We start from the raw sequence: 16,590 nt of genomic DNA, 5'->3' as shown, positions 1-16,590 counted from the left end.
AATTCAGTTTAATAAGAGTTCATTCAACTAAGGGGAAAGTTATACATGAGTTTACACGACCGACGGGTGGAATACACTAAAAACGCGATCGAGACATCTTTAGTAGAGCTGTTGCAACATAGCGATTTGATGACAATTACTGTGAAACGGCTTTGTGAGAAAGCGGAAATAAATCGTTCTACTTTTTACATATACTACCGCAATACCAGTGAAGTTTTGGAAAATCTTGAACGTAAAATGGTTGGCAAAATTGAAGACTTTATTCAAAGTCAATTAATTAATAAAAATAGTGATCCATATACCCTGTATGATTACTACATGCGCTTTTTTAAGTATGTGCAGGAAAACGTCAAGGTTACAAAAATTTTAATCAATTCTAGTGTTTCTGAAAGTTTTGAGCACGATTTAACACGGTTAGCTGAAGAAATCAGTGAATTGCATGGTTCTAAACTGACGAATTTTCAATCCACTTATATTATTTTTGGGACACTAGCCGCTGTCAGAATGTGGTTCAAGGAAAATATGCAGACGCCAGTGGAAGAAATTAGTGCTGATTTAGCTAAGTTAACACGTTAATAGACAACTGCCTTCAAAGGCAGTTTTTTTGTACCTAAATTCAAAAATTGATTTTTTGATGGAAGAAGAATTTAGTTGTATGATGAACAGTGTATGGAGGTATTGTTAGGGGAGTGTGAAAATCATGATCAAGGAAAATAGGCGTGTGAGACGTACTAAGGGGAGTATCCAAAAAGAACTGATCATATTGTTACAAAAGCATCGCATTGAAGATATTTCAGTGACGCAACTATGCGACAGCGTGCCAATTAATCGTTCAACTTTTTATGCTCATTATGGTTCGACGATGGATGTTTTGTTGGAGATTGAACACGACATTATTAATTTGTGTAGCGATTATTTGTATTATTATCAATTGTCTGATGATTCTGAACAGGATAAATTGTTTAAGCTGTACATGGATGTGGTGAACTATGTCAAAGATAATGTAGAAACGGTGAAAGTTATGTTTCATGGCCCAGTCAGTCATAAATTTATTAATGATTTAGTTTATCTTTCGCGACAGAGGCATGTTTATACTCAAAGTTGTGGCAACGATTATCAAGAATTCTATACGATTGCGGGGATTATTTCTGTCATTCAGGTGTGGATTCATCGTGGATTAGATTTGTCACCACAACAAATCAGTGAAATTCTGTTGGATATGGGGCCAACTAAGTAAATTAATAGTTTGACAATTTTAAAGCTTGACTAATGATTATTTAGTTCAAGCTTTTTTAATAAAATGGTTTTGATTGTGATAAAATGTGTATGTTTCATAAATGGGATAAATTTACACTATTTTTTCCATTTCAATAAGAATTAAGGAGGTTTTTCAATGAGGAAATCAACATTACTTAGCGCTAGCATGGCTTTAACAGCTTTCTTGGCAGTAGCACCATTAGCGGTGCAACCAGTGAATGCTGCGCCCCATCAAGTTGCCAGCAAATCAGATGTCAAAACCAAAGCTGATGATAAGGCGTTGCTGGATAACTTTAAGAGTCATTTCTCTAATAGTGCAGTGACTTTTGCACCAAATTTTCAAGATTATCCGGATTATGATAGTTTGACAGATTCGACGAAGAATAATTTGATTCAGGATAATGGTCAGTTAAAGGGTTTTGCCCGTTATTTTTATAATGGTGATCTTGGTCAACAAGACGCCAAGGCACTCAAGGACATGAGTGATGATTATGACGTTAAAACAACGATTTTAGAGTCTGACGAAAAAACGCCAACAGATTGGGATACAATTAAGAATCAAGAGGGGACTTATTATGCCCAAATTGAATTGACTGCTAAAGCTGATTCCGATCAAAAGACAGATATTTTATTGAAGTTCCGCATCAAAAAGACGCAAAGTAATCTGAATGCTACTCCTCAAGAAAAAATTGATGCTTTTCGTAATAATTTTTCTAAGAAAACATTAGTTTTGCCAACAGCGCAAGCAAAGGCGTTGGGAGATAAATATATATTTAATCCGAGTGGTAACTTAGAATCAGGATTGATTGATAGTGATAATAATATCACAGGACTGGCTGGTTATTATTACAATGGTGACGTGGATCAAGCTGCTGCTAAAGCCCTGAAGAGCATCGCAAACGATTACCCGATTAAGGTCATTTTTCAGACAGAAGCTAGTTCATATGAAGTCACACCAGCTAATAAAGACAAAATTAGTGCTGCTTATAAGAAATTAGGCGATGGTTCCAAACAGAGTGCCGTTTTCAAAGAAATTATTAGTTTCACTGATCAAGATGGCAATATTCGTCAGGATATTGCACCGATTGTCTTGAAGGGCCAAGTCGGCACGGAAAATTATGATTATCAATCTGAAAAACGGGTGAAAGCTTTCCAAACACACTTTAGCAGTAATCCCGTTGCTATGACTTTAGATGATGCCAAAAAGTATGCCAGTGCCGATGCCGATAAAAAGACTGGTTCCAGCAATAAGTTGATCGATTTCTTAAATCTGAGCGGTCCTTTGGCACGGACAACGGATAATCAGGGCTTATTAGACGTCTACGGCAAAGTTTATGGCTTAGCTGGTCAATTCTATCAAGGTGATGCCAATCAGGCTGACGCACAAAATATGTGGGATATTGGCAGCCGCTATCAGGTTAAATCGTTCTTGAGCTATGATCCCCAGCAAGCACCCATTGAAATTACGCCAGATAATATGAGTACAATTCAGGCTAAATGGGATCAATTAGCACAAAATGGTGGTAGTGCACAGGAAATTTTAATTCTCAATAATACCAAAGATTCGAGCGCTTATACACCTAAAATCACGTTAAATCTCAAAATTGGCGATGCCAAAGATGTAATTAATGTTGATGATAGGTCTGATAGCAAGTTAATTCAGAACTTTCAGAGTCATTTTGCGACCGAACCGTTGCAGTTAACGAATGATCAGGCTAAGAAGTTCTTCAAAGACACTGACTTCAATTATAGCGGAGCGATTCAGACGACGGATAAGCACCAAGGCTTAATTAATCAAGCTGGTCAAGTAGCAGCGTTAGCGGGCAAATTATATCAAAATGATGTCAATCAGGCTGACGCGAAAGCTTTCTATCAAGTTGCAGATAAATATGCAATTAAAGCGAGTCTCAAAGTGGGAGATAATAATCCCGTGGCGTTGGATAAGTCAGATAAAGCAGCAACAGATGCTTGGAACACGTTAGTTAAAACTGGCGGTGATGCTCAGGAAATTTTGCAAGTAGTTGATCAAAATGGTCAGGCCGTCAAGGATGTTCAACCAGTTACTTTGAAAGTTCATGTTGCCGCACCAGCGAAGATTACCAATGTAGTGCCATTTAAGGGTGTTGTAACTGTCAAAGTTCCACTGGCCATTCTGTATAATAAAGACGGTAATGTGGTTGCTAACCGCATGTTAGCCGATCAAACAGCTTGGAAGACGGATAAAATGGTGGTCTTTTCGGACGGACGGATTATGTATCGGGTGGCAACCAATGAGTATGTTTTAGCTGAGAATGCGGACTTTCTTTACGTACCTGCTGCGCAGATTATCGACACTACGCAAGGTGTCTTCACTATAAGCAAAACTTATACGGCTTTACGTAAGTGGGATTCAGATGGTACTTTTACGAAGATTCCGTCGCGGATTTTGCCGCAGGGTTCCGCTTGGAAATATGATAAAAAGGCCTATTGGTATGGACGCAATTATTATCGTGTTGCCACGAATGAATGGGTTCTAGCTGATGATGGTTATAATTCAGCGAACTAATTAGTTAAGCTTTAAAAGAAGACCGATCAAGTAAAATTTACTTGGTGGGTCTTTTTTGATGCAAACATCATAATTTAAATGCAATTTTTTATAAAAAATAATATATACCACATATTTATTGAAATAATTATTATAAACAAATTATAATTACTTTCTATTATATAAATTTTACATTTTTGAATTAAAATAGTATTATAAATGTGCATTATAGTTAAATTAGGAGGAATAAAAATGAAACAATCAAAATGGAAATTTTCAGGTGTTGTTTTAGCAGCCTTATTGGCAGCAGCTCCCATAGCATCGACTGGGACGATTGTGTTTGCTGATGCTAATTCAGATCAGACTTCTTCAAGTATTAATACTAAGGTTGCTGATCCAGACGATAGTCAAACGATTATAAACTTTATGAATAATTTATCAGGCTCACCATTGAATTTTACGACTGCTCAATTAAGTGAAACCTTTGGTACGGACGGTCAAACGTTCTTTAATCGTGGTGGTAATACTGTTGGTACTAATAGTAACAATCCTGACGGTTCAAAGGTTGGTTTAGTAAATCCAGATGGTACAATTAACGGTTTAGCAAGCTATTTCTACAACAATGGTGCTGATGCGAAGACGACTGCTTCTGATATGTGGGTAATTGCCTACAAGTATAATTTGAAATCTGAGGTTTCATTGAATAATGGTACTCCTATTGCAGTGACTTCAGAAAACGCCAATAGTGATCAATTGAAAGATTTGTGGACTAACTTGTCACAAAATGGTGGCGATCTCAAAGAAACACTGACATTACAAGATAAATCAGATGATAGTGAAGTTGCCTCAAAGACTTTAACTGTAAATGTTACTAAGCCGCAAGCAGCTACGACTCCAGCTTCATCAAGTAATATTCAAGCTCCTAGTTATCCCGTAACGATTGCTTCTTCAGATACAGCATATGGTGTTGTGACTATTAAGGACGATCAAGATGTTGCTGTCTACAATCATGATGGCAACAAAGTGGAAGGTACGATTTTACCTGCAAGCAGTGCTTGGCGAACTATTGCTAAAGTGACCTTTACAGATGGTCGTGTGATGTACAAAGTTGCCACTAACGAGTATGTCTTAGCGGATGCAGTCGACTTTGCACCGTCTAATATTCAAGTTACAAGTGATAGCGGCGTCTTTACAGTTGCCAATACTTCAAGTGGTTATTTGACTCTTCAAAAGTTGACTCAAGCCAATACTTTTGAAGAAGTTCCTGCACGTTTATTACCACAAGGAACACAGTGGCGCGTTGATCAAAAAGCAGTATGGAATGGTCAAACTTATTATCGTGTGGCTACAAACGAATGGGTTTTAGCTACTGGTGGTAGTGTAACTAAATAATTGAAATGAATTAAAGTTTAAGGCGACTTGATTTTTTTAAAATTAAGTCGTTTTTTATTTGTTTGAATTTATCTTCAATAATCTATCCGGCTTGTTGTTTTGTTGACGCGTTGACTGGTCGCAATCATGTGTCATAATTATCTCTTGCTTAGAAAAAGGGGTTTATTTTTGGACTGTTTAAATTTATAATGTTCATATAAAATTATATTTTTATAATATATTCATCATATTTTTAATGCGTAGCTAAATAATTAATAGAAGATCTTAAAAAAGATAGTATAGGGGAAGTATATGGGGTTTAAGATGCAATCTATTCCGAAGCTATTGGGGAAGTTGATCATAGCTTTGTTTTTTGTGTGGTTGGGGAACTACATGCAGTGTCTGAACGTTCAAGGAGCGACGCCGGGACTAACGGACTTTCCTGATGACGGAATGTCACAAAATCCTAGTGATTGGACAGGTCCTCTTAAAACAGATTTTGCGGAGGATTATACCACCGATATTTTTACTTACTACACAAATTCTATGATTTATGAAGCAACTATGTATAAAAACCAAATTTATTTATTTGTTGCTGGATTTGGTAACTATAGTGGACAAAGAGGTTTTAATAATTTGTCATTGGATTATGCTTTACTATCTCCCAATGATCAGGGAAGCAATTTAATTGGCGGTGATGGAATTGTGGCACAGGCCGATGGAGAGATAAGGTGGTCGTATCCACCGATGAATACTGGTTCACTGAGAAATTTTGGAGACATTAGTCATGGATCAGTTAAAATTGTAGGCTTTGTTCATGACTACCCTAATTTGGAATTTGAGGAATCTTTTACACCAGATGATCCCACAAATCCTAAATTAATCACGCAACAATTATGTATTAAAAATATTTCACAAACACAAACACAAACTTATCGGATTGTTCATGGTAGTCTTTTTGCTCCTAGACCTCAGTATGCGTATCCTTTTTATGGTTATAGCGCGAGCATTGACGTGCGTTCTTTAGGTGGTAATAAGGGCTTTTATACGCCAATGCCCCCGAAAAAGGGTAAACTATCAAGTCCAACGAAGGGAAGATATAATATTTTGACCAAAGTCCCCAATGGTCCTGACTATACATCAATTTCGTCAATGGCGCTCCAGCCCCCGTTTAAACAAGCATCGAGCCCCTTCTTTCCATCTGGCATTAATGAAGCGATGAACAGTACGATTGCTAATAGTTCCAGAGGGGATTTACTGCATAAGGGAACCGACCAAATGTGGTATGAAGCCGGTGATGCAGCGGAATCAGCTACTATGCGTATGGTTTGGAAGCCGACCACTTTAGCGCCCGGGCAAACAGCTAAGTATGCATTTCAACTTTGGCCACAACCAACAGGTTCAATACCAGCGTTGACTCAACAAATTACCAATAAGCAAACCGGTTCATCTGAATCAGAATATCAGGCTGGTGCTGATCAAGCGCCAGTACATTTTAAACTCTCCTTTATGAATCAAGGTGTCGACAGCAGTTTACCTTTCGATAAATTTCAAGATACCTTGCCATCTGATTTGAAGTTAGATCTTAACTCAATTAAATTTACAAAAAATGGCGGGACTGATAGTCAGTTGGTCAACAAGAGCAGTGGTAATTCAATCCTTCTTTCTGGTACGGATAGTTTAAGTGATGATCAGACTTTGACCGTGGAATTTGATGCGCACATTAAGAGTTCCGCTTCTAAAAAAACTTTGACGAATACCGCTTCTATTTACAATGGGACGACCTTGGTTAAATCTTCGAATGAATCTTTAAAAGTTGCCGACTTTAAGTATGGTGCGACGATGACACAAACGGGCGGTTTTGTTTCTGCTTCTGGTGCAGTGGGGGCAATGAGTAACAGTGGTTTAACTTGGCGTCCGCAAGACCCGAACCAAAAACAAGCGCAGCTCAAATTTGCTTACCAAATTGATCCTAACGGCAGTGATCAATTGGCTTCTAAAATCAATTTTGCTGATCCATTGCCTGCTGGGTGGACGTATAAGCCTAGCAGTTTACGAGCAGTTGTGAAAAAAAGCAGTACCGATGCAGGAACGGCGCTCACTAAAAGTGGTTCATTGTCGAATACTGCTTCATCGAACTTGACTTTGCAGACTGCTAATGGTCAACCATTTACCAGTGGGCAAATCATTGAAGTCACTTTTAACGTCGATTTGGATCCAGATAAAGTGACCAATATTGCTAATACAGCCACCATTTCAGGTCAAACCACTAGTGGTGTGCCAGAATCAACGTCAACCAATCCGTTTGTGATTACCCGGCCGCAAGATACGACTTATCTGAAAAGCGTGCCGCAATTACTGGATTTTGGTAGTTCTTTGAATGCAATTACCCATCCGTTGGGGTCTAGTTCGTTTACAGGGACGCTTCTTGTTAATCGTTATACATCAACTAAAAAAGGGTATCGGATCACGGTTAGTTTAAAAAATGGTTTAAGTCTGCTAGGTATGCCCAACAAACTTTTGGGTAGTAACTCTGGCTCCATCTTAGGCTTTAGACGTCTTTCCAGTGATCCCAATTACAATGCGGGTCAATACTTTGATGTCAATCCCAGTGGTGTGTTGATTAAGTCTGATGGCTTCGCAGATACGCAAGTAAATGTGCCGTTTACCGCCGATTTGACGTTTTATGTTAGTGGTAAGAATCAATGGCAATTAAGACCCGAAAATGCGTCACCAGCAGGAACATATTCTGGTGATATGACTTGGACTCTAGTCAATAGCTTAAATTGATAATTTGTTTATATATTATGATTATGTAACAAAAATTTTACAAAATGATTATTGGCGTTAAAAGCCTTGCAAACCATCAGAAATGCGTTAAAATGTTGTTGTTGGTATGAGATATTGATTAAATATTCTGTTTCCTAAATAATGTGATATTTAGCGACTACCAAGGATCATCATTTTTTGCATTATGGTGGAATATTGTATCAATATTGATTATAATTATTTAGAAATTTAAGGAGGAATACCAATTATGAAAAAATCTTCATTAATGGGTGCTAGCGTTGTAGCTGCAGCTTTATTAGCTGTTGCTCCTGTAGCTGCTCCTGCAATTAGTTCAGTTTCTGGTGTTCAAACAGTTAACGCTGCAACAAGTTCAGCAAAGGATGAAACTGCTAATAATGTCTTCAGAACTGTTGGTAGTTACAATAGTTTAGATACAAGCAAAGATAGCAAAATATTAGATAATTCCGCTCTTGAAACTACTTTGGAACAAGAATTAGGCTATGACGGTAAGAATGTTCGAAATATTGTTGAATTTACTAATTCATCAGGGGTCGCTTTCAACGGCCTCTTAGGCAAAATTCAAGCGAAAAACAATACTGTAGCTTCTAATTCTATTGTTGGTAGTGGCGATAGTGAGCTTGCTAGTGGTGATGGTTACAATGTAGCAGTTACTGAATCATACAGTAATGGTTCTCAAAGTGCTGATCTTTATAATGATGGTGATATTGCATATTATGCTCGTCAAGCTCTAGATAATGGTGGTACTTTCAAAATCAATTATACGGTTGTCAATGGTAACAACAAGTATGGTACTACTTCTGTTTCCATTAATGTTCCTAAGCCAGATACTCCTCAGAATATCAGTTCACTTTATGTAACTACTCCATCTGAGATTAATGCATCTTTAAATGATGATGTAGCTAAGTATGAAGTAACTAGTTCTGCTAAGCTTAGTGCAGTAGATCAAAATGGTAATGATGTACCTGCTTTCTCTAATGGTCGAAATGTTACTAGTGTGAAAGTTCAACGGACAACAGATCCAAATAATGGTACATGGGAAAACGTTAGTGGTAAACTTGTAGCTGCTGATGGACAGGGAAATCCTTATTACTATCGTCAAGTTGCAACTGTAAGCAAAGTTGGAACTGCTGGTAATAATAACGGTACAGGTAACGATACTAAAGTTTACGTTAATCATGCACTTGCAACACTTACGGATGGTTCATTTAATGTTGTGACACCGATTAAAGTATCTAATGACGCTAATGTACCAAGTAAATCTGAAAAGATTAATGGTGTTGTAACTGTTAATCCGGATGTTAAATTTGGTTATGCTCAATTGCATAGAGCTGATGGTAAGTTAATTCCTTCTCGTGTTTTACCTGCTAATACTGCATGGTATACCGATACTAAATTAACTACTTTAGCTGATGGTAAGCAATACTACCGTGTCGCAACTACGGAATATGTTGCTGCTTCTGATGTAAGTTATGCTGCTAAATCGGATGATTCTTCTTCAGACTCATCTTCTGATTCATCAATTACTAACACAGTTGCTGAAGATGGTGCCTTCACAACTAAGAATGATGGTTTCTATACAGCTACCTTCAAGATCCAAGATGGCAAGTTTGTTGCTAACATGGCTCGTGTCTTAGCTCCTGGTACTTCATGGCGTTATGACAAGAAAGCCAACTTTGGCGGTGACACTTACTACAAAGTAACACCAACATTATGGTTGTCATCTGTTTCTGGTTCAGCTCAACCTTACTAATGGTTTAATAATTCTAAAAGATAATGATAATAGCGAAAAAGAGTCTCTCGGAAGAGAGGCTTTTTTGATGTCTTCGATTTGCATAGCAAAACTTTCAGGATATTTTTATAGATTTTGTATTCAATTTGTATATATCTGATAGTTTAGTTACAAATAATCGTGCAATGTTTTATTTACGTAACAAATGATTGAATCACTTGCAATCACAAGAGCAGACCATGTAACATACAGGATGTAATCTTTAATGGAGGAATTTTTTGTGAGTAAAAAGATCATTACTTCAACCTTAACAGCTGCTGTGTTAACATCGTCTGTTATCCCTAACCTGGCAGCAACGATTCAAGCAGCGGACCAAACGGTTTCCACGCAAACACAAACATCATCCAATTCACAGGTGTCCAGTACGCAACCGGAAGTGAACCATCAAGTTGCGCAAGCGGCAACACAATCAACCCAAGATCAAGGGCAAGTGATTGCACCGCAAGATGCTGATCCGACAGTTAGTCCGGTGGCACCGACGGCGACCCCAGCTATCAGCACGCGTGACGTGACCACTTCTGTGGCAACTTCCACTCAACAGGCGTTCATTGATAAGATTGCGCCTTATGCGCAACAAGCGGCTAGTTCGCGTAACTTGTATCCGTCAGTAATGATGGCGCAAGCGATTTTGGAGAGTGGTTGGGGCACTTCAACTTTGTCGCAAGCTCCTAATTACAATTTATTTGGAATTAAGGGTAGTTACAATGGTGCTTGTGTTTCCATGCCAACTTTGGAGTGGGTGAATGGCCAATATGTGACGGTGAATGCTAATTTTCGGAAATATCCTAGTTATTTAGAGTCATTCAACGATAATGGTGATAAGTTGCGCTATGGTTTGAGTTGGGATAGTTCTTATTATAGTGGGACTTGGCGCGAGAATACAACGAGCTATCGTGATGCTACCGCATGGTTGCAAGGTCGCTATGCCACCGATCCATCTTATGCCAGCAAGTTGAATAATATTATTGATACCTATAATTTGACGCAATATGACAACGATGCGGCGGCTGCGGCAAATATTCCAAGTAATACAGGGAATGCTGATAGCAGCAGTAATGTTAATGGCAGTAGTAACGAGATTCAACCATTCAAACATGTAGTGCGGACGACGAATGTGCAACAGGTTGCTTGGTTATACAAATCTGACGGGACTTATATTCCGTCACGGGTGTTGCCAAAGGATACTGATTGGAAGACTGATCAGGTGAAGGTGATTCATGGTCGCAATTATTACCGTGTGGCTACGAACGAATGGGTCTTAGGTGACGATACAACAGTGATTTCTTAATTATGAGTTAATTTTAGCGCTATCCCTTGCGATAGTGCTTTTTTTATTGTGTGTGAGGCAAAATGTTTGCGTTTATGTTACACGATTGTTAAAGCAGTTGTTGTCCCGTATGATTCTTGTTAAGATAGTTATGAGATTAAAGACAGAGGAGATCCGAATGTTGAAGAAGAAATTAGCACTTTGGCTATCAGTTTTGAGTGGTTTGGCCTTATTTATTGGCTGGTCTAATCAAACGGTGCATGCTGAATCTATCAATGATTATATTGAGCGTAATAACATTCAGCCCAGCAATATTCAACAAGTCAATGGTACTTTTGACCAATGGTTTGGTTATGAGAATGGCGTTGGTAAGCCTGAAGGGGTTGTGATTCACGAAACTGCCACCCCGGGTGCCACTGCTTGGGATGAAGTGACTTATTTTAATCGCGAATGGCAAAATGCGCAGACTTATGTGCATGCGTTTGCCGATGCGAACCACATTTTGCAGATTCATAGCACTGATTACGGGGTTTGGGGAGCTGGTTATTGGGCGAACCAACGTTTCATTCAGATTGAGTTATGCGAGGAATCAACATATGATGGTTTTGTTCGGTCAGTTAACAACCAAGCTTACTTTACAGCTTACATGTTGAATAAATATGGTTTGAAGCCATCGTTAGCTGATGATACGGGCAGTGGGACAATTTGGTCACATAACGCGGTGAATAAGTATCATCCTTCTGCTGGTGGTCACACGGATCCAATTGGTTGGTTCAATCAATGGGGTTACACGATGTGGCAGTTCTATCAATTAGTTCAATATCATTACAACAAGCTCAATGGCGCCGGTAATACAACCAATGATCTTGGTGAAGATCCTAGCAAATATGGTGTTGTGCAAGTCAATAGTGATGTTAATTTCACGCCAGTATATGTCAAGGATTCTAACGGTAACTTCAAGGAAGAACCAGCACGGGTCTTGCCGGCTGACACGCAATGGAAGTATGGTGCACATCAACAATCACAGGGTCACACCTATTACCGCGTTGCCACGAAGGAATGGGCAATTGATTCCAGCGTTCACATTATTACACCATCACAATATTAATCATTTTTGATAGTTTGTATGATAAGGTTATTAAAGGCCAAGGCTTTTGATAGCCTTATTTTTCTGGTTGATTTTTAAATTTCATTAAAATGAGTTTGCGTCCAGAATTTTTTATGGTTAAATAGATTAAGTCTTCTTCACAAAGTGAGGCATCAAGGAATGAATAAACAACAGATTGGGCATCGAAGTTGGCTGTTGCTGGTTGTGAGTGGTCTGTGGTTAGGGCTTATGGCTGGTTGCATGCGCCAAAAGCCGGCCAATCAACAAGTGGTCCAATCGAAGTCGGCTTGGTATTTGTACCAAAAGCCCAATCAAAATGTCCAGCGCTTATGCTTTTATCCTAACCATACGGTCAGTGTGCAGCATGTTGATTTGTTGGGTGATAAGAAGGGATCCAGTGTGTTAAATACCAAATTCACGAATCCGACTTATCAGTCCAATAAGGATGGTCATGAGATTACAATTGCGACAACACCGCCACGCATGATTTTAGCCGTCAAAAAGGCGTATCAAGGCAAGGTGGCAGGGTATCAAGTGAAGGGCTGGCAGGTAACTTATCAAGGGGCAACTTGGAAGCTGGTCCAGATTGCTTCGACGAATCATCAGCAGGTTAAAAAGTACCGTCAAAAACAGAAACGAGTTCGTCAAGCGCATCTGTCAAAGCATCATTCAGACCAATTAGGCACGACTTTAATGAAACATTTACAAAAGCCGCAAGCTAAGCTCGCTAGTGCACAATTAGCTGGCAAGTCGATTGCGGGTGAGTATAATTATCGAGCTTTATTGGCGTTGAGTCGCGCGTATGGGCATCTGAGTATTGATCGTCAAGGGCACTTTACGAACACTTTGTATATTCACGATAAGCAAAGCAAAAATAATTCCGCAGATAATCCGGTGATGCTTCAGCAGCAGACGATTTCGGGACATTTAAAAAGTCTTTATGGCAAATTGTATTTTCAACCGGAGAATTTGTTGACGGTGAATTATTATACAAGTGGGCAAAATCCGGATAATCCGGCGATTAAATCGATTAATTTAGCCACTAATTCGAAGAAATATGGCAAAAATATCAAGTTATCTCAGTTTCGTTTGGAGCAAGGTCAAAAGAATTTGCTCTTGTTTAATCAAGATTTGCATCCGGTGACTGATGATGGGACGCAAGGGTTGCAGTTGTATCCAGCCGATAAGGGTGAACCGACATTGAAGCAGCAATATGACAAGCTGTATCAACATTATCGTGATCTCAAGCAGACGCCAGTGGCTTCAAATGCGGATTTGCGCCAACTTGTGTCGGTGCTGGCTGACCAAAATCAGAGTCAGATTGCGGGCATTGGGGTGAATCTGACTGGCAAATTTAGTGTGACACAAGATCCTAAAAGTTTTATTGGCATTGATCGCAATGGTCGAAAGCAGCCACCACGGCAATATTTAGCCATGCTTGAGCCTGCCGTATTACAAGACAAAAAAAGTAAGCAAACAGTCAATACACCGGCGGGAGAATTCTTGATTTTTGGCTTTTATCAAAAGCAATTATATTTATTGCAGCAACCAGATGCGGATTCAACAACGACTACTTGGACCGGGTTTAAACGGTTGCCAGCCAAACTGCCCGTGGCCAATATTACTTGGAATTAAGAAGTTACATTGCTTTAGTGTATGGGGAATATCTGGTAAGTTAAAGATAGCGAAATTTAAGGGGAACCTATGAAAATTTATCAAAATTTTATTAATAATGTCATGTTGCGCCGAATGGTGGTGTTAATATTTTGTATTTTGTTAATTTGGTTTTTTCGGGACATGATGAGCATCGTCTTGATGACCTTTATTTTTACTTTTTTGTCGATTAATTTTGTCCATTTTGTTCAAAAATTTATCCATGTATCACCATTTTGGATTGTTACACCGTTGTATTTAGTCATTTTATTTTTAATTTATTTGTTTGCCACGCATTATATTCCGACAATTGTGGATTCAACGGTACAACTGACGAAAAAAATCGTCACTTTTTACAATAGTAGCCAGATTCAAGATAATCCCACGATTGCTTCAATTGTGGATTGGCTGAATAGTTTACGTTTAGATGAACAATTGCGCGCAGGAATTAAGGAAGTTTGGCGATATCTGACGAGTGTGGGTGCATTTGGCGTGACGATTGTGCTGTCCTTTATTTTGAGTTATTTTTATAGTTTTGACTTGAAAGAAATGAATTTATTCGGGCGGATGTTTACAAAGGGGCATTTTGCTTGGCTTTTTGAAGATGTAAAGTTTTTTGCACAAAAGTTTGTGAATACGTTTGGCATTGTCTTAGAAGCACAATTGATTATTGCGGTAGTCAATATGATTTTAACAAGTATCATCATGATTATTTTGAAATTCCCGGGGATTCCGAGTTTGGCTTTAATGGTCTTTATCTTGTCCTTAATTCCGGTGATGGGTGTCATTGTATCCTTGATTCCACTGGCACTGGTGGCTTATTCCGTTGGTGGCTGGCAAAGTGTCTTGTATATTTTAATTGCCGTGTTGTTGATTCACACATTAGAAACATATGTGTTGAATCCAAAATTGATGTCCAGTCGCACGCATTTGCCAATTTTTGTCACATTTGTGGTCTTGTTGTTGGCAGAGCGGCTGTTGGGAACTTGGGGATTAATCGTCGGCATTCCGATTTTTACATTTTTCTTAGACCTATTGCATGTTCGACAGATTAAAAGATAATCAGCAAAGTTAGTTTGTTGCAGACGGTCTTTATGGTAAACTAGATATAGCTAGGAATAGAGTGAGGTAACTTTACATGTCATTGTTCAATAAACAACATTCCAATAAAAATTCGGCTCCTCAAAATCCACAAGAGCAACAAATGAATGGTAATGGTGTCGGTCAGCAGACGCAACAAATGCCGGTGCAAGATCCTAATAATTACGCGGGAGCGGGTCAACAGACGCAACAAATGCCGGTGCAAGATCCTAATAATTATGCGGGTGCAGGTCAGCAGACGCAACAAATGCCAGTACAGGATCCTAATAATTATGCAGGTGCCAATCAACAACCGCAACAGATGCCGGTGCAAGATCCTAATAATAATGGTGCTTCAAACGATTATTTTCAGGATGTTGAAGAATATCCAGTCCAAAATGATAAGAATTTATATCGTTCCAGCAATTTCAATCAACCAGATGTTGAAGTTAGTGAAATGAATGATTCAAGTACACAGGAAACCAATAGTGACTGGGATCAGTGGCGTCAAACGGAAACTAAATTGTTGAATTTGAACTCTGAGCAAGGTCAATTAAAACGGTTATTAAAGGGTCAGTTGCTGACAAGTCGGACGTATTATAACCAGTCTGTGCAACGGAAACAAGAATCAAGTGAACCTTATAAGCAAAATGTGAGCGGTGATTTGCAGCAGATTAAGCAGATTAATGATTCATTAAAGAAATGGTTTGGGACGGATGCTATTTCGGGAGAAGTCATGTTTGAAGCTGGACGCAATTATTTAGTTGTCGGTGACAAATTAGCAGATCCCAATGATGCAGCTAGTGATGCGTTGGCCGATTTGAATTACTTTTTAGATAGTTTCCACATTTTGCCAAACTTAGTGACCTTAAATTTTGATGAGGAACTGGAAGCCAATTGGCAAGATTACTTAGAAGCTGGTGTCGTTAACCCCGAAACACAGTTATTGAATCTGTTTCAGTATTTTCAACTGGAAGATAATGCGCAATCAACGGCGCAACGTTCTGGGATGGGCATTGAGATTAGTCCGCACGCTGTCGTCAAGACGGATTCTGAGCGCAATGTTGATCATATTTATGAACGGGATAGTCTCGTGATGAAAGTTATTAAGGACGATCAGGGCAATCCTGCGAATATCTATCATTATTGCCATAATAATCTCTTCACCTTGGATTACTTGGATGCGGCGGGCAACAATTTAATCACGCAATTTTATGATCCGAATACCTCACAAAAATTATTGCGGAAACATTATTATCGTTTGGATGGGACTTTGGCTATCATTGAAAGTACGCAAGAAACGGAGCCTCAGGTACAAGTTTTCAATCATAATAATTTGTTGGTGCAATCGTTCAACAGTGAAGCTGATTTTGAAGCTTGGTGGTTGATTAACAAAGTTGTCAATCCGGAAACAACGGTGATTATCCCATTAGAATCGCCAATCTGTAATGTTTTGTTGGAATATCCGGATGCTGATTATCAAGTTTTGCCGTATATTGATGATGTCGAAAAACGTTCCGTGGAAATCACGCGTTTGTTACCGTTGGCTGATCGTTTGAGTGCGGGAGTGTTAGTAACTTCCACGAATGACCAAGCACGGGTAAGTCAATTGACCAAGGGCAAGGTTAATGTGTCGGTGATTCCAAGTGCTGATGCTCAAGAATAAAAATATGAATTGGCTTTGAGGTTGGGAATGAAATCCCGACCTTTTTTAGCTTTAACGAGGTTGG

The 16,590-nt window shown here is 38.9% G+C and carries 11 protein-coding genes; all 11 read left to right on the top strand.

Annotation, left to right across the window (positions count from 1 at the left end):
* Positions 1-45: 45 nt before the first annotated feature.
* The 11 genes from MOO45_RS07125 (at position 46) to MOO45_RS07070 (ending at position 16,526) form a co-directional block, all read left to right on the top strand.
* Complete coding sequence (locus MOO45_RS07125; protein WP_249514220.1) at positions 46-576, top strand: TetR/AcrR family transcriptional regulator; 531 nt, start codon at positions 46-48, stop codon at positions 574-576.
* A 124-nt stretch (positions 577-700) separates the two neighbouring features.
* Positions 701-1,237 carry a TetR/AcrR family transcriptional regulator gene (locus tag MOO45_RS07120; protein WP_249514219.1) on the top strand — a complete coding sequence of 179 codons (537 nt, stop codon included), beginning with the start codon at positions 701-703 and terminating at the stop codon, positions 1,235-1,237.
* A gap of 156 nt (positions 1,238-1,393) precedes the next feature.
* Positions 1,394-3,802: a hypothetical protein gene (locus MOO45_RS07115; protein WP_249514218.1), complete on the top strand. Its 2,409-nt coding sequence runs from the start codon at positions 1,394-1,396 to the stop codon at positions 3,800-3,802.
* 231 nt (positions 3,803-4,033) lie between these two features.
* Complete coding sequence (locus MOO45_RS07110; RefSeq protein ID WP_249514217.1) at positions 4,034-5,173, top strand: SLAP domain-containing protein; 1,140 nt, start codon at positions 4,034-4,036, stop codon at positions 5,171-5,173.
* A 291-nt stretch (positions 5,174-5,464) separates the two neighbouring features.
* Positions 5,465-7,942, top strand: a complete 2,478-nt coding sequence (locus tag MOO45_RS07105; protein ID WP_249514216.1) for a hypothetical protein — start codon at positions 5,465-5,467, stop codon at positions 7,940-7,942.
* A 247-nt stretch (positions 7,943-8,189) separates the two neighbouring features.
* Entirely contained in the window at positions 8,190-9,713 is a 1,524-nt protein-coding gene (locus tag MOO45_RS07100) for an SLAP domain-containing protein (RefSeq protein WP_249514215.1), read from the top strand.
* A 259-nt stretch (positions 9,714-9,972) separates the two neighbouring features.
* Complete coding sequence (locus MOO45_RS08160; protein WP_317619030.1) at positions 9,973-11,040, top strand: glycoside hydrolase family 73 protein; 1,068 nt, start codon at positions 9,973-9,975, stop codon at positions 11,038-11,040.
* Between the two features lie 157 nt (positions 11,041-11,197).
* Positions 11,198-12,127, top strand: a complete 930-nt coding sequence (locus MOO45_RS07085) for a peptidoglycan recognition protein family protein (RefSeq protein ID WP_249514214.1) — start codon at positions 11,198-11,200, stop codon at positions 12,125-12,127.
* Positions 12,128-12,286: 159 nt separating this feature from the next.
* On the top strand, positions 12,287-13,762 hold the full coding sequence (locus MOO45_RS07080; RefSeq protein WP_249514213.1) for a hypothetical protein: 1,476 nt from the start codon (positions 12,287-12,289) through the stop codon (positions 13,760-13,762).
* Between the two features lie 69 nt (positions 13,763-13,831).
* Positions 13,832-14,842 (top strand): AI-2E family transporter, encoded by a 1,011-nt coding sequence (locus MOO45_RS07075; RefSeq protein ID WP_249514212.1) that lies wholly within the window; start codon positions 13,832-13,834, stop codon positions 14,840-14,842.
* A 76-nt stretch (positions 14,843-14,918) separates the two neighbouring features.
* On the top strand, positions 14,919-16,526 hold the full coding sequence (locus MOO45_RS07070) for a hypothetical protein (protein ID WP_249514211.1): 1,608 nt from the start codon (positions 14,919-14,921) through the stop codon (positions 16,524-16,526).
* The last annotated feature ends 64 nt before the right edge of the window (positions 16,527-16,590 follow it).

It is taken from the genome of Bombilactobacillus folatiphilus, assembly GCF_023380265.1.
Taxonomy (GTDB): domain Bacteria; phylum Bacillota; class Bacilli; order Lactobacillales; family Lactobacillaceae; genus Bombilactobacillus; species Bombilactobacillus folatiphilus.
Note: the sequence above shows the minus strand (reverse complement) of the source record. Positions and strands in the feature narration are given on the sequence as shown.

Coding starts and splice junctions, on each gene's coding strand:
- MOO45_RS07115 (WP_249514218.1), top strand. CDS start 1,394: ATGAGGAAATCAACATTACTTAGCGCTAGCATGGCTTTAACAGCTTTC.
- MOO45_RS07125 (WP_249514220.1), top strand. CDS start 46: ATGAGTTTACACGACCGACGGGTGGAATACACTAAAAACGCGATCGAG.
- MOO45_RS07085 (WP_249514214.1), top strand. CDS start 11,198: ATGTTGAAGAAGAAATTAGCACTTTGGCTATCAGTTTTGAGTGGTTTG.
- MOO45_RS07100 (WP_249514215.1), top strand. CDS start 8,190: ATGAAAAAATCTTCATTAATGGGTGCTAGCGTTGTAGCTGCAGCTTTA.
- MOO45_RS07110 (WP_249514217.1), top strand. CDS start 4,034: ATGAAACAATCAAAATGGAAATTTTCAGGTGTTGTTTTAGCAGCCTTA.
- MOO45_RS07075 (WP_249514212.1), top strand. CDS start 13,832: ATGAAAATTTATCAAAATTTTATTAATAATGTCATGTTGCGCCGAATG.
- MOO45_RS07070 (WP_249514211.1), top strand. CDS start 14,919: ATGTCATTGTTCAATAAACAACATTCCAATAAAAATTCGGCTCCTCAA.
- MOO45_RS07080 (WP_249514213.1), top strand. CDS start 12,287: ATGAATAAACAACAGATTGGGCATCGAAGTTGGCTGTTGCTGGTTGTG.
- MOO45_RS07105 (WP_249514216.1), top strand. CDS start 5,465: ATGGGGTTTAAGATGCAATCTATTCCGAAGCTATTGGGGAAGTTGATC.
- MOO45_RS07120 (WP_249514219.1), top strand. CDS start 701: ATGATCAAGGAAAATAGGCGTGTGAGACGTACTAAGGGGAGTATCCAA.